This is a genomic window from Nostoc sp., from assembly GCF_036917395.1.
In the GTDB taxonomy this organism is placed as follows: domain Bacteria; phylum Cyanobacteriota; class Cyanobacteriia; order Cyanobacteriales; family Nostocaceae; genus Nostoc.
The window spans coordinates 56556-75560 of record NZ_JBALDI010000086.1; the positions used below are offsets into that span (position 1 = coordinate 56556).

At 41.1% G+C, this 19005-nt stretch carries 12 protein-coding genes and 1 tRNA gene; 4 read left to right on the plus strand and 9 right to left on the minus strand.

Annotation, left to right across the window (positions count from 1 at the left end):
- Positions 1 to 417 precede the first annotated feature (417 nt).
- Positions 418 to 1248 (plus strand): metallophosphoesterase, encoded by an 831-nt coding sequence (locus V7K46_RS30890; protein WP_335120107.1) that lies wholly within the window; start codon positions 418 to 420, stop codon positions 1246 to 1248.
- A gap of 321 nt (positions 1249 to 1569) precedes the next feature.
- Positions 1570 to 2403 (plus strand): metallophosphoesterase, encoded by an 834-nt coding sequence (locus V7K46_RS30895; protein WP_335120109.1) that lies wholly within the window; start codon positions 1570 to 1572, stop codon positions 2401 to 2403.
- Positions 2404 to 2930: 527 nt separating this feature from the next.
- On the opposite strand, the gene V7K46_RS30900 is transcribed toward V7K46_RS30895, so the two are convergent.
- From V7K46_RS30900 to V7K46_RS30910, 3 genes are all read right to left on the minus strand, one after another.
- Positions 2931 to 3698, minus strand: coding sequence for a hypothetical protein (locus V7K46_RS30900; protein ID WP_335120111.1), 768 nt, complete (start codon positions 3696 to 3698; stop codon positions 2931 to 2933).
- Between the two features lie 295 nt (positions 3699 to 3993).
- On the minus strand, positions 3994 to 5460 hold the full coding sequence (locus V7K46_RS30905) for a DnaJ domain-containing protein (protein ID WP_335120114.1): 1467 nt from the start codon (positions 5458 to 5460) through the stop codon (positions 3994 to 3996).
- 147 nt (positions 5461 to 5607) lie between these two features.
- On the minus strand, positions 5608 to 6219 hold the full coding sequence (locus V7K46_RS30910; RefSeq protein WP_335120117.1) for a J domain-containing protein: 612 nt from the start codon (positions 6217 to 6219) through the stop codon (positions 5608 to 5610).
- Between the two features lie 29 nt (positions 6220 to 6248).
- Between V7K46_RS30910 and V7K46_RS30915 the strand changes: the two genes are divergently transcribed.
- Both V7K46_RS30915 and V7K46_RS30920 read left to right on the plus strand, forming a co-directional pair.
- Positions 6249 to 7370, plus strand: a complete 1122-nt coding sequence (locus V7K46_RS30915) for a tocopherol cyclase family protein (RefSeq protein ID WP_335120119.1) — start codon at positions 6249 to 6251, stop codon at positions 7368 to 7370.
- A gap of 33 nt (positions 7371 to 7403) precedes the next feature.
- A tRNA-Arg gene (locus V7K46_RS30920) sits at positions 7404 to 7477 on the plus strand.
- A 236-nt stretch (positions 7478 to 7713) separates the two neighbouring features.
- Here the strand turns inward: V7K46_RS30920 and V7K46_RS30925 are convergent.
- The 6 genes from V7K46_RS30925 to V7K46_RS30950 form a co-directional block, all read right to left on the minus strand.
- Positions 7714 to 8337: a Uma2 family endonuclease gene (locus V7K46_RS30925; protein WP_335120121.1), complete on the minus strand. Its 624-nt coding sequence runs from the start codon at positions 8335 to 8337 to the stop codon at positions 7714 to 7716.
- Positions 8338 to 8536: 199 nt separating this feature from the next.
- A complete protein-coding gene (locus V7K46_RS30930) occupies positions 8537 to 10126 on the minus strand; it encodes an endonuclease NucS domain-containing protein (RefSeq protein WP_335120123.1) in 1590 nt (529 codons plus the stop codon).
- 246 nt (positions 10127 to 10372) lie between these two features.
- Positions 10373 to 15625 carry an nSTAND1 domain-containing NTPase gene (locus V7K46_RS30935; RefSeq protein WP_335120126.1) on the minus strand — a complete coding sequence of 1751 codons (5253 nt, stop codon included), beginning with the start codon at positions 15623 to 15625 and terminating at the stop codon, positions 10373 to 10375.
- Positions 15595 to 16932 (minus strand): P-loop NTPase fold protein, encoded by a 1338-nt coding sequence (locus tag V7K46_RS30940; RefSeq protein WP_335120129.1) that lies wholly within the window; start codon positions 16930 to 16932, stop codon positions 15595 to 15597. Before V7K46_RS30940 ends, V7K46_RS30935 begins: the two co-directional genes overlap by 31 nt.
- Positions 16933 to 17663: 731 nt before the next feature.
- On the minus strand, positions 17664 to 18521 hold the full coding sequence (locus V7K46_RS30945; protein WP_335120131.1) for an SDR family oxidoreductase: 858 nt from the start codon (positions 18519 to 18521) through the stop codon (positions 17664 to 17666).
- Positions 18522 to 18620: 99 nt separating this feature from the next.
- Positions 18621 to 18851, minus strand: a complete 231-nt coding sequence (locus tag V7K46_RS30950; protein ID WP_298912840.1) for a hypothetical protein — start codon at positions 18849 to 18851, stop codon at positions 18621 to 18623.
- Between the last annotated feature and the right edge of the window lie 154 nt (positions 18852 to 19005).

A 19005-nucleotide genomic window follows, 5' to 3' on the forward strand; every position in this document is an offset into this window, starting at 1 on the left:
TTCGAGATGTGGGACGAAAGGGATTTAAATGAATCTTGCTACATCAGTTGGCTTTTTGTCAAGTCTACATGTGATGAGTATCTATAAAGTTTTCCCTCTTATAACTTAAAAAAAGCAGCTGAGGAAATGTGAAAAAACTCTGCGAACAAACCCTGACTGTAGAGTTTATTTATATACGTAATATCAATCACTCCTGTTCATAATCACAGGGTTGAATCTATATCTCCCCTCTTAAGAGAAATACACTATACTCTGACATAAATTAACAGCAAAGTGATAAATCATTTAAATAAGTATAAATACGCTAATATCTACAGCTTTCATGAAATTTTCAAGAAGTTGCATTGGTTACTACCCACAATCCGATAATTTTTAGTTAAGCTGTAAGCGCTATGATTGAGCTTTATTGAACGTCTTATGCATTGGTTGTTATCTGGACCGTTGAGTACAGAGAAATTGACGGTTAAGATTGCAGGGTTGCCTGCACCGTTACAAAGTAAGAAGCTGGTGCAGTTGTCAGATTTTCACTACGATGGTTTGCGGCTGTCGGAAGACATGTTAGAAAAAGCGATCGCAGCTACTAACGAAGCTAAACCAGATTTAATTCTATTAACTGGTGACTACGTAACTGAGGAACCGACGCCGATTCACCAACTGGTACTTCGACTCAAACATCTGCAAAGTCGCAGTGGTATCTATGCTATTCTTGGCAATCACGATATATATCACAGACACGCAAAAGCAGAAGTTACAGATGCCCTTACTAGCATTGGAATTCACGTCCTTTGGAACGAAATTGCCTATCCACTTGGAAAAGAATTGCCACTTGTAGGACTGGCGGATAGTTGGTCACGGGAATTCCACCCCGCACTAGTCATGAATCAACTAAACCCCGACACACCCTGCATCGTTTTATCCCACAACCCAGATACTGCGGAGATACTGCAAGCATGGCGAGTTGATTTACAATTATCTGGTCATACTCACGGTGGTCAAATCGTGATTCCCGGAATTGGCCCTGCGACCTTGTTTTACGAAAAGGTTGTAAAAAAAATACCCAAAAAAGTGCGGCGTCTAATCCCATTTTTAGAAGTAAATGTTTCTGTAGTCAGCCATTGGGAATGGGCACAGGGTTTCCATCGGCTAGGAAAAAATCAGTTATATGTCAATCGTGGTTTGGGAACTTACCTCCCAGGACGCTTATTTTGCCGCCCAGAAGTTACTATAATCACCCTACAAGGTGAATGAGAAGGCAGGAGGTAGTCACTGACTTGTACTTAGCGAACGCAAGAGCGTCTCGTAGCGTAGTCGTTGGCGCAGCCTCTCGCAGAGAAGTAGCTTTACCGTACCACTTCTCTACCAGACGCTCCGCGAACGTGGAAGCAAGCTAGCAAGAGCGTCTCCAAGAGTTGTGCAGGAGGAAAAACCCAAAACTAAATTCAGTGATTTAAAATAAATTAATTAGTTAATTGTATCTGGAGTATAAGACATAAATTATTGCAGTTTCTCAAGTTACATTTTGATTTTTGGTAAGCTGTAAGCGCTGGTATGAGGGGTATCGGTTGTCTTATGCATTGGTTGTTTACAGGACATTTAAGAGTAGATAAAATCACGGTTAAGATTGCGGAACTTCCTGCATCTTTACAGGGGACAACGTTAGTGCAGTTGTCAGATTTTCACTACGATGGTTTGCGGCTGTCGGAAGATATGTTAGAAAAAGCGATCGCATTTACTAACGAAGCTGAACCAGATTTAATTCTATTAACTGGTGACTATGTAACTGACGATCCGACGCCGATTCACCAACTGGTGCTTCGACTCAAACATTTGCAAAGTCGCTGTGGTATCTACGCCGTACTTGGTAATCACGATATTTATTACAGCCACTCCAAAGCAGAAGTTACACAGGCGTTAACTAGCATTGGGGTGCATGTGCTTTGGAATGAAATCGCCTATCCATTAGGAAAAGAATTACCATTGGTAGGACTAGCTGATTATTGGTCACGGGAATTCCACCCTGCACCAGTCATGACTCAACTAGACTCCGTTACACCCCGTATCGTTTTATCCCATAACCCAGATACAGCCAAGATATTGCAACAATGGCGCGTAGATTTGCAACTATCTGGTCATACCCACGGCGGTCACATCGTTATTCCGGGCATCGGCCCTGTAGTATTCTATTATAAAAAGCTACTCAAACAAATTCCCAAAAAATTACGGCGTTGGGTAATATTTTTCCTGGGTGACTGTTCTAAAGTAGTGCGATATTGGGAGTGGGCGCAAGGGTTTCACAAGTTGGAAGAAAATCAACTATATGTCAATCGCGGTTTAGGAACTTATAAACCAGGACGTTTATTTTGTCCGCCAGAAGTGACTGTAATTACCTTAATTAGTCATTAATAACTCTGAACTTTTTAATTAATTCAAAGCAGAAACCGCCTGAAGCTACGATGGATAAATCTCAGCAGCTTGGGGCGGTTTCTTGAAGATTGGAGAATTCAGAAGTAACTAACTTAAACTTTGGTGGACAGTATTCGCAATCGCTTTACTCAGAATTGCACATCCTTATATTCTAACTAGGCAGGCATTTTCTGGCTGTGCGTTGTAAGAACCTCCAAAACAACTCATTGAATTCAAGGCAAAAACACATTCAATGGATGCCACAACTTTGGAGCGATCACAATATCATTAGAGCAGGAGGCACAGGCTCTAACTTGAAAGTTTTGTTTAACTTTTAACCTGTTTGTAACTTTTGTACCTTGCTCTTAATTTAGCATTCTGTTTGTTCAGCTACAAGACACGTTTACTAAACTTTAATACCATTAATTTATCGCAATAATTTATAAATATTGCTTAAAAATTGTCCCACTTGCTATATGTTGGCGTTAATGCCAGCATTATCAAGTGGGCTAAAAATTCAGAAGCCGTTATTGAGCAGAACCGCGTGTAGTAGGATCATCTGCGGTAGAAGAACCGCTATTAGATTTACTGTTTGACTGGTCTACTCCTTGAGGTGGAGTGGTTTTAGAGGTGTCACTTTTCGTACCTGGAGCGACAGTATTAGTAGAAGTATCGCCCTTGTTCTGCGAAGTCGGAGTATTACTCGTTGGACTCGTCGGGCTTTGTGTGGCTTTGGGGGTTGGCTGGGTAGCGAATGGAGCTTTTTGTGCCGCAGGCTGCTGGGGTGGAATAGTAATGTTAATATCCGGTTGGCGAGGTGGTGCAGATGGAGGTATAACCTGCTGTGGAACAGGAACAGCAACAGGAACAGGTACTTCCCTAGTTCTTTCGATTATCGTCGTTTGTGGTCGAGGAGATGCACTGGGGGTTGGACTACTCTTACTCGGTACAGGAACCACGACCGGCACAGTATTGTTAACCGCTGCGTTATTCTGCTGGTTGAAGTACCAGACCCCACCTATAACCAAACTAAGCAAGGAAGTAATAATAACACCCAACAGCAAACCACCACTAGCATTATTATTGTCACGTTCGGCTAAATCAGCTTGCTGATTGCTACGCTCAGTATTTCGACCTTCTACGTAGCCCTTACTATAAGAGTTGGGATTATCTGTGCTATTCTTTACTGTCTCAGTAGTTCGCGTCAAGTCAGTGTGAGTATTACCATTAATATCTGTGTAAGATTCTTGCTTAATTTCACTGTTTTTCCTTTCATGTTCATTGGGAATGGACATAGCTGTTGATTTAACTCCTCAGATACGATATTGACAAACTAAAGCTTTGTAAGAACAAGAGGTTTTTATGAGTTGAAAAATGTATGTTGCTGATAAATATTGAGTTTTATTTGCTACCCAACTGTTGGTAATTCTCAGGATAACCTCTGTGATTAGCAAGTGGCTCTATCTCTAGGGAGTTAATACTCAATCAAAAGAAAGAGTATCTCCAAAGATAGATGTTATTAAACTGTCAGGTGAGCATTGATAAAAAATCTAGTAATTTACTGAAATCATCTAAATTTTTAATTTGTTGTTAGACATGGCAGCGCCAAATTTTAATTGTCATGTCTCGACTACCACTAGCTAGGGTTTTGCCATCGGGACTGAAAGCGACAGAGTTAACCCAATCCGAATGGTTATCCAAAGTGTAAAGATTTTGTCCAGTGCTAACATTCCATAGCTTCACAGTATGATCTGCACTACCACTAGCAAGATGCTGACCATCGGGGTTAAAAGCTACAGACCAAACATAACTATGATGTCCCGCAAGTGTGTTAATTAGCTTACCTGTACTGATATTCCATAACTTGATAGTCTGGTCATAACTACCACTAGCTAAAATTTGCCCATCAGGGCTAATGGCAACACAAGTTACCCAACCTGAATGCCCGTTGAGAGTTTGCAGCAGTTTTCTATTCTTCAAATTCCACAGCTTAATGGTATTGTCTGCACTACCACTAACTAAAATCTGCCGCTTTGGGCAAATAGCAAGGGAATAGACCAAGTAGGAATGACTTTTGAGGACGTGCAACAATTGTCCCATGCCTATATGGGAAATCTTGATCGTGGTGTCTCTACCACCACTGAGGACAGTTTGACCATCCGGACTAATGATTACAGAAAAAACTGGGGTTGAATGTACTTTGAGGGTGCTGAGTAATTTACCTGTAGATACTTGCCAAATCATCATGCTGCTGTCATCACTTCCACTAACCAGAGTTTGGCAATCTGGGCTGTAGGCGAGGCATCTTACCCATTTTGTATGACCAGTGAGAGTATGTAGCAATTTCCCTGTGTCGAGATGCCAAATTTTGATAGTCTTATCAGTACTTCCACTAGCCAGAGTTTGCCCATCTGGACTAATTACAGTAGTAAAAACCCAGTTCAAATGAGTTAGGGTGTGTACACATTTCCACGGTGAAGGTTGAGGTTGTGGTTCTGGTGGCTTTGGCGGTGGCGATGTAGGTTTGGGTGGTGGTGGCGGCGTTGGTGGCTTTGGTGTTGGTGATGAAGGTTTAGGCGATGCTTTTTTCTGTTTCAGTTCCCGTTGTGCGGCATTTTTAAAATCAGACCAAGCTCTATTTTCATATCCCAGTTTTGAGCAAGCAAGCCCTCGGTATTTGTAGGCTTCAAAGTAATTAGGGTTGAGACGAATCGCTTGGCTAAAGTCTTCAATTGCTTCAGTATATTTTCCTCTTTGAGCTTTCTCCATGCCCCGTTTATAGAAACTTTCAGCATTGAATGTAGTGGAATCAATTGTGGTGGAAGTAGAAGCTGATTGATTTATCTCACTTGGTTGATAAGATTTTAACTTTCCATAAGCTTGATTAATTTCTTTGATTTTTTCTTCCGCTTCTAGCTTTTGCTGCGGTTCGAGAAAACAATCTGGATGCCAAGTCTTAGCCATCTGGCGGTAAGCTTGCTTGACTTCCTCAACAGATGCACCTGGTTTTAACCCCAGAATATTGTAAACACCATTTATATCAAAGCGATCGCTCATACTAAGAAATCAGCAGCAAATCAAACTTTACTTAGTATTCCCAAGCATAAGTATTATCTAACTCAAGTTATGGTGTCGCCGTCTGAACTAACACGCAGTAGGGGCACAGCATTGCTGTGCCTCTAAGAATGATATGTATTCCACTTCTTATCTCGAACGCCGATTTAGCCGCAGTAAACTTTTTATCCCTTCACAAAATCTTTTTACCAGAGTTCTAGGCTTTGATACAGGTCTAGGTGAGCGTGATGTACGTGCAGCGCCCGGATTTGTTAACTCTTGTTCTATTTGTGCAGCTTTATTTAAATCTGAAGCGGCTCTATATTCGTATCCCAGTTGAGAGCAAACTAGCCCACGATATTTATATGCGTCAATATAGTGAGGATTGAGACGAATCGCGTGGGTAAAATCTGCGATCGCATCTTCATATCTTCCTTCTGTAGCATTCTCTACTCCCCAACTATAAAAAGTTTCTGCATCCCAACGATTGACAGATATTTTTGTGGGATTTGTAGGCGAAGATGAAGATGGGTTTTCAGGAGTAGGAGGCTCGGATGGACTTTCAGATTTGAGCTTGTTGTAAGCTGCGTTGATTGATTTGATTTTTTCCTCAGCTTCCTGTTTTTGCTTTTGCTCAAGAAAGCGATCGGGATGCCAAATTTTTACCAGTTGACGGTAAGCTCGCTTCACTTGTGCTTGTGATGCACCAGTTTTCAGCCCAAGAATTTCATAAGCATGATTGAGATCGAAGTCATCGCGCATACTGAAAAAATCGGCAACTATATAAATCTATGTTAACTATTCCTCTAAATCTCCTTCAATCAACCCAAACACCTCATTCTGGCTATCACTGGGATGGCAGTAGTCGCCGCTTCTTTGAAGGCTGGTATTACCGCATCACGTTACCGGAAATTGGGCAAACATTCGCCTTTATGTACTCCATCGAAGATCCCATCGGCGGTAAACCCTATAGTGGCGGTGCAGTCCAAATCCTCGGCCCGGATGATGAGTATTTATGCCGGACTTTTCCTGATGTGAACAAATTTTGGGGTAGTCGAGATGTCCTGGGTTTAGGTCATTGGGGTAAAACGGATTTGCAAGTTTCTCCCCTATACCTCCTGCCAGCCGAGTTTGAGCATCATGTTCAAGAGGGTTATCAGGCCACAGCCACTTTAAATCAAGGAATTATTCGCGATGGCAAAGCCATCGCCAAGGGCGAACGCGCCACCAATAATTATTGCCGTTGGGAATATGAAATTCAACCTGTATACGGTTGGGGCAATCAAAATAGCATTCAGCAGTCAACCGCAGGCTGGGTGTCATTTTTGCAGATTTTTGAACCCGGATGGCAAATTTTGATGGCTCACGGTCTAGCCAGCGGAAAGATTGACTGGAATGGCAAAATCTACGAATTCACCAACGCCCCAGCCTACGGCGAGAAAAATTGGGGTGGTGCTTTTCCTCAAAAATGGTTTTGGCTAAATTGTAATTGCTTTGAGGGCGAACCGGACTTAGCATTAACTGCTGGCGGTGGACGGCGGGGTGTACTGTGGTGGATGGAATCTGTAGCGATGATTGGGTTGCACTATCAAGGCAAGTTTTATGAATTTGTTCCCTGGAATTCACAAGTGGATTGGGAAATTCAGCCTTGGGGTAGATGGCAAATGAAAGCTACCAACTATAACTATGAAATTGAATTGATAGGAACTACGGATTTACCTGGTACACCTCTGCGTGCGCCTACAGAGGAAGGTTTAAGATACTGTTGCCGAGACACCATGCAAGGAAAGCTAAATTTAGAGTTACGAGAATTAAATGGCAGAAAATCTCAAATAATCCTGAAAGCAGAAAGTTTTCTTTGTGGTTTAGAAGTAGGGGGCGGCTCTTGGGATAATTATTGGCAGTCTCGCTAAAATTACTGCTATGATTATATATGCTTCATAGTTGGGGTTGTAGCTCAGTTGGATAGAGCGGACGCCTCCTAAGCGTCAGGTCGTGCGTTCGAGCCGCACCAGTCCCGTAAGCAAAATAAATCCCTAAGACCTTGATTGATAGTAGGTCATAGGGATTTTATTTTTACCAGTCCTGAGTTGGCAGCAGCTTTTAATGATAAGACTGATGAAGTAGGATTAACTAAGCCTTCTGCTCAGAGTGTTGCGTGAATTTAAGCAATGTCAGAAATTCCAATAATAGATAATGTGGAGCCGCCAGAGGTTAAACTAACGGCTTTAACATTATCTGAGACAGAAATGCTAATCAGCGACTCATTGCAAAAATCTGTTCAGCCGTTAAGGGAATGTTCGGAAACAATTTAAAATCAATTCGATCCTGCCCTCGAAACACCTTTGGGGGTAAATACTCTCCATCTTCATGTTGGTAGATTGTAATAGTTGGCTGCTTGGGAGAGCCAATGAACCGAATGCCACCAAAAGCAGCATAGTCTACAATGATGTACTCGAAAACGCCCAAGTCCTCATATTCAGCAAGTTTTGTCAGATAGTCGTCCTTCCAGTTGTTGCTAACGACCTCAATGATTCCGGGTGGTGGAATATATGCAGCAGCAGAACTAGAGCTAGTTTTCATCCTCTGCCATTCTTCTCTAGCAAATATGACAATATCTGCTTTCCGGCTTTTTTCCTTTTCTCCTGGTGCTGTTTTGAGCCGAACCTGCTTGGACTGGCGCGAGATGTAAGGCAGGTCATTTTCTTGGCAGTGATTTTCTAAGTAGGCACACAGTCGCTCGATCAAATCCTCATGATTTGCATTTGGTTCTGATAATGGCACGGGAATCCCATCCAATAGCTCAAAGTCTCTGCCTGAACCATCGTCCCAGGCAAGAAACTCTTCAAAAGTCAGTGGTTGTGTGACGGTTGCGTACATCGCCCTCGCTTCCTTGCTGACGGATACTTCACTCAATGCTACCAAGATGTACAGCTTTGTCTATAAGTCCTGCTTGATTTTCCTGCCGTAGTTCTGAAACAACAGCTTGAGGTTGGCTAACAAAAGGCGATCTAAGAAAAATTTGAGTGAATGTTTGGTGACACAGAATTCTAACAAATCTACAAATTAAAATCAATAATTAGCGATTCCAAATATATTTTATATATTGACGTAGGTAATGCAAATATCCATCATTAACTTGAATGAAATAGTTAAATGTCTTAAATTCTTCAGCATCAGTATTCTCAGTCTCTATTCCATTTTCTTCTACATAGACATATTTATGAGTAGGAATTTGCTCATTATGTAAAGTTGTTTCTATTAAACTATAATCAAGTCCATGTTTAGACATTACTAACATTTCAAATAACTCTTGATTTTTACCTTGTATAGCAAATAAAGGATAGGATATGGATGCTATTTCAGAAGCAGATTTTATAATATTTTCTAAATTTTCAGGATAAGTTTTTCTATCCCATTCAATAAAACCTGTTAGAAAAATAACTTTATTATCCGGTAAATTATCTACTAAAACCTCTAAGATAGGATGAAAATGAACATTATATAAAGAAAGTAGTATATTGCATGGGTTGTAAATAAACACTGAAACATTCGCTTCATGATGTTCATTTTTAATTTTATCTAAAAACGATTCTAATCCTGCTTGCCAGACTTCATTTCCTAATAAACAATAGTGGATTTTTTGAATGGCACTATTCCAAGAAAGCTGAAAATTTGGGTTAATTATAGAGAAAAATCTTTCAGCATTCCCACCTTTTAAACCCATAATCTCTTTTAGTAAGTCTTCATCATTTATTAAGGTTTTAGATGTAGATGAAGCTAACCTACCTTGTCTGCAAATCTCTTCTATTTTCCATGATTTTTGTAACCTAGCAAATTCTTCTGGGTTACTTGTTCCTGTTTTCTCACATAAATGACTGAGTTTTCGAGAAATTTCACAAATAACTAATTCTTCAAATTCCCATTTTTCTTGTTCGGCTAAATAATTTTTGGGAATCCAACTATCTTGAAAAATATTTTCATCTTTTGTATTTAAAGAATATGTTTTTCCTATGATTGCTTCTTTTTCGTGTATTCTAAGCTCATCAATTACAAGATATTGAATAAAAGGGTATGTATCATATACTTTTTTATTTTTACCTTCATAACACATTGCCAAGATGTAATAGTTTTTTATTCCTATTTCTTCTAAAATTATTGCATCAAGCTTTGACAATGCATCATCTCTTATACTCTGTTTTTCAAATGAAAATATTAAATGTTTAGGACAAATATTATTTTCTTCAATTTCTGGTGTAGGCTTGACTTTTTTAGCTTCATAAGGTATAAATTCTGGGTCTAAAGAAAGACTATAGCCATCAACCGGATACTTAACATTACGTTTAAAATCAGAGAATGGTACTATTAATTCATGCCAATCAGTAGAAATTAGAATACATCGCAAGTCTTTATCGGCTATTTTTAAATTTTGTTTTATCAATGCAACATATTTACATAACTGATGTGAAGCGTTTTTTGCGGAAGAATTACTTGTTTTGATTTCTATAATCACTATTAGACCAAATTTATCTCTAGCTATAATGTCAACCGAACCATCTGAACCAGAAATATTTGGTAATTTAAATTCTGTTTTGATAGCATTTAAACCATCTTCAATTAAATGTAAATTGTTTACGAGAAAATCCCTAATTTTTGCTTCCTTAGTCATATAGAGTTATTGTTGAAGCTTATAGTTTCTTTTCTGGCGTTAGTTAGCTATACCATAACTTATACTTGTTTGTATGTCAGTAGAAAACTCTCCTCATAAACAGAATTAATCTACTAAAAAAAATATAAGTTTTAGTCAATGAAAAATTTCATTTAGATTCTATTTTTTTTAGAAAAGCTATGGATAGGGTGAACGTGTGTCATTGTTCATTTTAAATTAGCGATCTGAATGGGAACAAAATCTACATCACCTCCCAGAACACAAGGCCCGATCGCTTTTCATTACTTTCTGGTTAGTCTGCAAATAATCATGCAGCAAATTGCAACCCCGTGCCAGTAAATTTTCGAGTTTGATATCTGCCAAATTCTGGAAAATCACTGTGCCATTACCACTACCCGCAGCCAGAGTCTTGCCGTCAGGGCTGAAACTGACGCTGGTTAACTCTTGCTTATCACCTTTCAAAGCAATCAACAACGTCCCTTCTCGGTTCCAAATTCTTACTTTATCATCACTGCTAGCTGCCAGAGTCTTGCCATCGGGGCTAAAACTCACACTTATAAAACTATCGCCATCTCCTGTGAGAGTATTTAGCAAATCACCATCCCTGCTCCAAATCTTCACCGTGCTATCAATACTAACTGAAGCGATCGCCTGACCATCGGGCGACCAAGCAACCCCATTTACCCGGCGACTATGACCAGTTAAGGTGTATAACAATTTACCATCTACACTCCAGATTTTCACTGTTTTATCATCACTGGCTGAGGCTAGCAACTTGCCATCGGGACTAAAACTTACCCAGTTTACCGCATCTTGATGACCCTGCAAGGTGTTGAGCAGTTTACCGTTACGACTCCAAAGCTTTACTGTTTTATCTTTACTAGCCGAAGCAATCACCTGACCATTAGGTGACCAAGCTACACTCAAGATGGTATTATTATGACCCTGTAAGGTGTTGAGCAGTTTACCGTCAAGACTCCAAAGCTTCACTGTTTTATCTTTACTAGCCGAAGCGATCGCCTGGCCATCGGGGCTGAAACTGACTCCCCAAACTTCACCCTCATGCCCAGTTAATATACGGAGTATTTTCCCATCTCGACTGAAAAGTTTTACAGTTTTGTCTCGACTCGCTGCTGCTAAGGTGCGACCATCAGGGCTAAAACTGATGCTAGTTACCCAGTCATCATTATCAGGTTTGGGCTTTCGCAGTAACACATCGTCCCAATGCCAGAGTTTAATAGTTTTGTCCCGACTTGCAGAAGCCAGGGTGCGACCATCTGGGCTGAAACTGACACTGTTAACCCAATTATTATGTCCCTTCAGGGTTCCCAACAGCACACCTTCAGAACTCCAAAGTTTGATTGTCTCGTCGGTACTTGCGGAAGCGATCGTGTTACCATCGCGGCTAAAACTGACACTGGTAACTCCAGCACTATGCCCTGATAAGGTTCTCAGTAGTTTACCCTCCAGATTCCACAGTTTGATTGTCTGGTCTAAACTAGCAGAAGCGATCGCTTTTCCATCGGGTGACCAAGCTACACTTTTGACTGCATCATCATGTCCCTGCAAAGTTTTAAGCAGCTTACCAGCGCGACTCCACAATTTTACCGTCTTGTCAGCACTCGCAGAAGCAATGATCTGTCCATCAGGTGACCAAGCGACACTCAAGACTGCACCATCATGTCCCTGCAAGGTTTTAAGCAGCTTGTTATCCCGACTCCACAATTTTACTGTCTTGTCGCTACTCGCCGAAGCAATAATCTGACCATCTGGGCTAAAACTGACACTATTCACCACACCCTGATGCCCGAATAAGGTAGCAAGCGGTTGACCCTCTCGACTCCACAGTTTCACCGTCTTGTCTTGACTGGCGGAAGCAATGATTTGACCATCGGGGCTGAAACTGACGCTATTAACTACATCTTCATGCCCGGACAAGGTTTTGACTAAGCTACCATCAGGACGCCAGAGTTTGATTGTAGTATCGGCACTAGCTGAGGCAATTAAAGAGCGATCGGGGCTAAATGTAGCACTATTTACCCCAGATATATGCCCCTCCAAGCGGTTATATTCTCTTAACCCGGAAACTGCTTGATAAAGCGCCGTCTGTACTTCCTCTCTTGTATAGGAATCTACCCAGACTGTTTGTTGTAATTTTCTCCCCGCCTTTAAACCTTCCTTTAAAGCATCAATACCTTTTTGGGAGGCAAAGAGGGCATCACTTGATGCACTAAGGGTTTTAATTTCACTATCTATTGCTGTGACTATAGAAACACTTAATCCCAATATGGCAAGAACACAAGCAGTCAGTGCAATTTTCAACGAACGATTTAATTGAGCTTCACTGAGCCTTTGTTTCTTTTGACTCTCTGCTAGTTGAGATGTTAATTCTTTTTCTTTAAGTTCAGCTCGTAACTGCTCAATTTCTAACTGACTCAATTCTTCCCGCTTGTGTAACTCTCGCAATTCTGTTAATAAGTCTAAACCCTGTTGGGGATGAGTATCTACTAATTTGGTTCGCTGCTTATTTTGGCTAAGTTCACTTTTAAGTCGCTCAATCTCAGCTTGACTCTGTTCTACTTTATAGCGCAACTGGTTAAGTTGTACCTGTAAGCTCGATTCCTGTTGTTGTAGGTAGCGAATCAAGTCTACTAAATAATCGTGAATCAGTTGATAACGTTCTGGGACATCAGGGAATAGGACTACTAACCCGGAGCTAACTAAAATTTCTAATACTAACTCTAATTTACCAGCATCTTCTACTTCTGCTAGCTGCGCCGCTAACTCAGCACGAGTTTTAAAAGGTCGGTTGTTACTTTCATCTGTTAATAAGTATAAGACGAGTAAGGCGGCTCGTTCATTTTCTGGACCGCAGTCTTTAATTAATTCCTTAATATATCGCTCAATAAGTTTGTTGGGTCTATATGGCTGATATTCTTCTAATGTAGTAATCCGCTCATCTTGGATTTGCGCTCCGACAACTTGCAATTCAATGGGGCGAACTTCACCAAATTCTGTTGATAAATCTTCGATTAAGGCATCAATTAAAGCCGGCTCTAAATTAAACTGCGATCGCTCTGTCAATTTTTGGATAATCGCTTTTGCATATTCTGGTGAAAAATTGTTTAACTGGTAGCGAATATGCTTGTCGAGAATATTGTTATTAATCGCTTCCAATGCCGAAAGATGTTTAAAGTCCAATAACCGATGTAAATAATCTTCTCGCAAGGAAAGGATAACTTTGACAAAGGGTATATTCAGGCAGTCACTAATAAATTTATCAAATTCTTGCTTTTGATTGCGATCGCTATAACCAAAGAAAAATTCTTCAAACTGGTCAAAAATTAAAACTGTGATCAGATGGTTATCAGCATTTTCTTGGAGTTGTTGTAAAATTCTCACGATGGTGATCGGTGTGCCAGAGTAGGGCAAAGCTTCCGGTTCAATGGCTACTTCTGGCTTAATATCAGCGTAAATGGCAAGGGATGCATCACTAGACATCGCCTCACTTAAAGATTTTCCTAGTTCCCGCGCCCAATCGGTGTAAACTTGCAGTACCACAGGCACGGCTATTTGATCGCCAATGGCTCGATTTTGCAGTGCTGGAACTAAGCCCGCAGTTACAATAGAACTCTTACCCACCCCTGATTGACCGTGAATCACCGTCAATTTTTTATCGGCGCGGCTAATTCTCCCAATTAAGTTATTAATATCACGCTCCCGACCAGAAGCAGCAATTTCTAAAGCAACACTGCTACTCCCAGAAGATGACATCAATGCTGGATTTGTCGCCTGTCTTTGCGGTTGCAAGCGCCCTGCACCGATAAAAGCTCGAAAACCGTACTGCTGCTCAATAGAACGCCGTTTTTGTCGAATATAATAGGCTTCCAGATAGCGACCCTCTTCAAAGTAAAGCGATCGCAGTCTCCGCAATAGGCGAATATAACGATGGGCATCGTATTGATGGGCACTGCTTTCTAGGGCTGCTGGCAGTTCTTTTGTCGCCTTGTCCAGGTATTCACGAGCTACTTCTAGCTCACCTAAATTTCGCTGTGCTTTCGCTAAAACTAAATAGTAAATTTGCCCCAATAATAATGGAAATAAGCAGTTATAAGGGTCTTTGTGCTTTTGCGCCTCAGCTAATTTCAGCAGTGATACATGTGCTAATATACTCGCCTGTACCCAGCGCGACTGCTGCACAGCCACTTGCGCCAGAAAACCGTAGTCACAAGCTAATTGGATTTGACTACCATAAGTTTGATGCAACTCCAGAGACTTTTGAGCAACCGTCTGCAATTCTTCCCACTCTTGCAGATATTGCAAAATCTCTGCAAGTTTACTAATAAATCCAGCAACTATGTCTGAACGCCCAGCCACCTGCAAGATATTTAAGCATTGCTGAAAATAAGATTTAGCTGTGTACCAATGGCGGCGGTTTTCTATTTGATTTTGCTCTGCGAAACGGCAATAACACAGCCCAATATAAAACAGCAAGACTCCCTGTCGCAGAAGTAGGGGAGATGGGGGAGATGGAGGATATGGCGAAGAAAATACTTCTTCATCCCCCCTTGCTCCCCCTGTTCCCTCATCCCCTCTCTCCAGCAACTTTTGCCAAACTTGCAAGCTTTGCTGAAAATGGTTTAAAGCTGTATTGATGCGATCGCTAATATAATTATCTAAACCAAAAACAAATTCTAAACTAGCGTGTAATTCTGGCTCTAAGGTAATACCCCGATTGTGCAACTCTTTAATGGCAAACTGGAGTTCATAGCTATGTTCCCAGATTTGCTCCACAGTGGAATAATGCTTTGCAACTTCAGGAGGTTGATGTTGTGCAGCATTCTGACTTTTCACAGGATCTGGAAAACCTCTCTCCTGCTTTTTTAGAGGCTTTGAATTCTCCCCCAATCCTACAAGGTTTGGCGTTAGCTTTTCCACATCACCTGAATTGTTAGGTGCTGCATTTGATAACACCGTGGCAAACAAAGAGTCAGTTTCCTGTTGCAAAAATTGCAGCAATGACTGAGTTCTCATTCCAAACTGAATTGGTGTAGCCGCCCAACTAGCGAAATCTGGTGCTAAACGCACCACCTTTTGCAATACTTCCTCATTCACCCACAAAATCATTGGAAATGGGTGGCGTTTGCGAAATTCATCACGAATATGATTGATCGACCTAAGTAGATCATCGAGTCCATCTACTGACTCTAAACCCAATATCATCAATGCCGATGGGGGATTATTTTCGGTTAGCAGTTGTAAATGAATACTTGTGTAAAGGCTTCTAGCATTATGCGGCAAAACTACCTTTTGAATTTGGTGTACTCCTGAAGAGAGTTCTTCGAGTCGTTGCAGCATTTGCTCTTGCAAAACTCGATAGTTGCAGCACACCAAAACCAGGGAGAATTGACCCTTAGAAAGGTCAATTGCTCTTTTTAAACTCCGTAAAGCCCGCTCGTTAGCGGCTCTTATATCTGCTTGTGGGTGTCGTTCAACCATGATTTAAATTTTTCCGTCTCTGCTAAAACTGGGTTGACGGCAAACCAAGCTCCCTGATGATCGCGGTATTCAAATACAAATAAACTTCGCAAGAGAATGTGGTATTCTATATCACCTCTAACTCTCTGCTGTTGCACTACCTGAAAGATTAGTTCCCACTCATGGGGATCGATGGCATTGGCTCGGTAATCGCGCTGTCTTTGAATCACCAATTCGACACACTCCCGATCAAAGGGTGGATCTTGTTCTCGCAGACAGTCAAACAATAAGCCTAGCAAGTCGCGCACATGACCACCACTAATCAGGCACAACCGATCTAAGGTTTCCAGATTATCAAACACCTCTGTAATTAAGCTTAACCGATCGCTAGCCAAAATGTCTGGAAAAGCTCTAGCTAGAACCATTTGCCGCAACATCGTTAGCCCTTGAAGGAAAATCTCCCCAGAGCGCAGACGTACAGGGATCATCGGTAACACTTTTGGTGCGACTCCACCTCCCAAACGATGCTGAAGTTCGGCGCTATCGTTAGAGAAAGTCAGTGCTAAGGGAATAGTGTAGACTACATGACAATTTAGTTTGCGTAACTGTTCACCGCGCTGAATAAATAAGTATTCTGGTAGCGATCGCCCCGATGGTAAAGGTCGAATTGCGACTCGATCTAGGTTATCAACAATGACCACCAGTCCTTTTTTACCCCTGGCTTTCAGTTCCTTGTTGGCACGTTCTAGTAATTCTTGATTAATTGACTGTAAAATATTTGCTGTTCTTGGTTCGAGATAATCCCTTAACCGTCGCCGCAATTGGGGACTTTCTTTAGTTTTAGCTGTAATTTTGGCAATTCCCACAGACAACTCTGCTTCTACTCCAAGGTCAATTGGCGTTTGCAAGAAATCCACAAGTTCACCAAACAACTTGGTAAAGTAGGTAGGTTTGAGCCTAATTTTCATTGCTTCTAGGCTTTCACTCACTTGGCCGGCGATCGCCAAGAGAATATCAGTCACATCCACATCTGCCATTTCTAAGACATGGGTGGACTCAAAGTAAACTACATGAAATTGCTGCACTTCTAATTCAGCTTTGAGCCGCAACAACTCCGTTGATTTTCCACAACCGAGATGTCCTGTAAATAGCTGACAAGTTGGTACATCCGGCGATATTCGAGCGATCGTGCGTTGCAAAGCCTCAATGATTTTACCACCCCGCACCGCAGCAAAATCGATATAGTACCTGCGATCGCTGGCATTTCCTATGATTAGAGGTCTGCTCGGATTGCAAGCCTGATAAAATCTTTCCAAATCTAGGAGCATAACTAATCGAGTTCACTCAGGAATGGGGATGACAAAATCTGCTGAATAATAAATATATTGGTTGTAGGGAATTTATCCCTTAATTTAAGTACATCTCACTCAAACTACTAACTAAACTAGCAGCATTCCGGTTAATTGTTGATATACAGCAGGAGTCAGGAGTAAAACAGGCTTTCTATATGGCTTTGAAAGCTAGTACACTGTGGCAGAAGTTTGCCTACCTTTAACCTAAGGCGCTTTTAACAACGGGATTTTGCCCGTTGCTTAGTTAATCAGATGGTAGCTAAATTTTTGCCAAGCTGTACCAGTTTGTGTACTACACCAATCTGAAATCTGCTGTATATATAGGTTGGATGTAACACATGGCAATGCTGATATTTTATTTTAAGTAAGCAGAAATACTACTATAAGTATAACTAGCAGAAATTGTCTATATTTAATAAGGTACTCTTATGAATATTAAAAATATCCAACACAAAAAAAGGTACTGTTGAGTACAATTTTGAAGTTTTTTTGAATATAGAGTTCTGTTACAGGAATTTTCAGGTAATTAAACCGTACTATGGCAGCTCTTTAACTCCATTTTATATCTCGTTTCTAAATCAACATAATGTTGGTGACGAAAGTCATGATTTTGTTGATGAAACTCATAATTTTGTTCACGACAGCTTCTGCATTTAGGGTGACCACCCTTGAAATAGTGAGAATCGGTGAACTGAGAAGGAAATAATCTACAACCCCATTGAGTATAAAATTATCTTGTCATGCAGCTTATCAGGCAAAATATGCTTCAGTACAGATCCGATTTTGGCATCTTGTCCAACGAGATAGCGTGTCTTGGGTTGTTTTGCAGTCAGCGCCTGGACAACAACCTGAGCGACAATATCCGCAGAAATTCCCCCAGATGCGATAATCTGCATTTTCTTGCGGACAATATTCATCGCCTTACCGTAAAGATTTTGTGCCGATTGTGGTAGACCCTGCTGTGCTATTTCAGATTGACTTAGGGACTTTTCCCAGATTGGGGTAGCGATCGCACCAGGTTCAATAATTGAAACCGAGATTCCCCAAGGACGTAACTCCATCCGCATAACATCAGTGAGGGCAACCATCGCAAATTTGGAAGCATTGTAAGCTCCCAGGAACGGCGTCGGACTTCTACCAGCAATGGAACCCATATTGACAATTCGACCCCGACTTTGGCGTAAGAGAGGAAGAAATGCTTGTGTTACTGCTAATTGTCCGCTGACATTAACCTGCATCTGGTATTGAAATTCTGCGATCGGTAATAATTCTAAGGGGCCAGGGACAGCAATTCCGGCATTATTCACTAAACCTAAAATTCCCCCACCACCGACTGCATTTGTTACTTGATCAACCGCAGATGCGATCGATTCAGCGTCAGTAACATCTAAAAAAATTGGAATGAGCCTTTGTGACCCCTTTTGTTTAAGTGTTTGAGCATCAATATCTTGACGCACGCCAGCAAAAACAGAGAAGCCCAACAGGTCTAAAAGCAAAGCACACGCCTGACCAATTCCTGTTGATGCTCCTGTAACCACTACTGTCCCTTGATTTTCTACAACCATTAATTTTCTGTTTTGATGATGGGACTGCTGTAATTACAAATTACGAATTACGTAGCTTGCTTCTCACCGGAGGTAAATATTACGAGTTATGAATTAGTATCAATCTTTGCAAGTACCAGCCCGAAGGCAATCTTCGGTTTGGTCATCTCTAGCTGATATTTGCCACGGCAATATGCGTGACTGAGCATTTGTACTGTAAGCAATTAGAGCAGGTATTATGGGAAATTGGTCTTTGACAATTGGCAAGTCACTGCTACTAGTATTGCCAAGCTCAACATTGTATAAATAAACAGGCAATGCCATTAGGGCAATGCAAATTGTCCGCTTCATACCCAACCTCAGCTAAAAATTTCCGATTGCGCTATGTATGTATAGATGCCACCTTGATGAACCGGATTTTTAAAACTGAGTATTATATGTTGATGTTGTGTGAATTTACCCAGTGCTACTAGCTGCAGAGACGTGATTTATAAATTATCGGTTC

What these genes read in the sequence shown, in the direction of transcription:
- V7K46_RS30890 (WP_335120107.1), top strand. Translation starts at nt 418, where the DNA reads ATGCATTGGTTGTTATCTGGACCGTTGAGTACAGAGAAATTGACGGTT.
- V7K46_RS30895 (WP_335120109.1), top strand. Translation starts at nt 1,570, where the DNA reads ATGCATTGGTTGTTTACAGGACATTTAAGAGTAGATAAAATCACGGTT.
- V7K46_RS30900 (WP_335120111.1), bottom strand. Translation starts at nt 3,698, where the DNA reads ATGTCCATTCCCAATGAACATGAAAGGAAAAACAGTGAAATTAAGCAA.
- V7K46_RS30905 (WP_335120114.1), bottom strand. Translation starts at nt 5,460, where the DNA reads ATGAGCGATCGCTTTGATATAAATGGTGTTTACAATATTCTGGGGTTA.
- V7K46_RS30910 (WP_335120117.1), bottom strand. Translation starts at nt 6,219, where the DNA reads ATGCGCGATGACTTCGATCTCAATCATGCTTATGAAATTCTTGGGCTG.
- V7K46_RS30915 (WP_335120119.1), top strand. Translation starts at nt 6,249, where the DNA reads ATGTTAACTATTCCTCTAAATCTCCTTCAATCAACCCAAACACCTCAT.
- V7K46_RS30925 (WP_335120121.1), bottom strand. Translation starts at nt 8,337, where the DNA reads ATGTACGCAACCGTCACACAACCACTGACTTTTGAAGAGTTTCTTGCC.
- V7K46_RS30930 (WP_335120123.1), bottom strand. Translation starts at nt 10,126, where the DNA reads ATGACTAAGGAAGCAAAAATTAGGGATTTTCTCGTAAACAATTTACAT.
- V7K46_RS30935 (WP_335120126.1), bottom strand. Translation starts at nt 15,625, where the DNA reads ATGGTTGAACGACACCCACAAGCAGATATAAGAGCCGCTAACGAGCGG.
- V7K46_RS30940 (WP_335120129.1), bottom strand. Translation starts at nt 16,932, where the DNA reads ATGCTCCTAGATTTGGAAAGATTTTATCAGGCTTGCAATCCGAGCAGA.
- V7K46_RS30945 (WP_335120131.1), bottom strand. Translation starts at nt 18,521, where the DNA reads ATGGTTGTAGAAAATCAAGGGACAGTAGTGGTTACAGGAGCATCAACA.
- V7K46_RS30950 (WP_298912840.1), bottom strand. Translation starts at nt 18,851, where the DNA reads ATGAAGCGGACAATTTGCATTGCCCTAATGGCATTGCCTGTTTATTTA.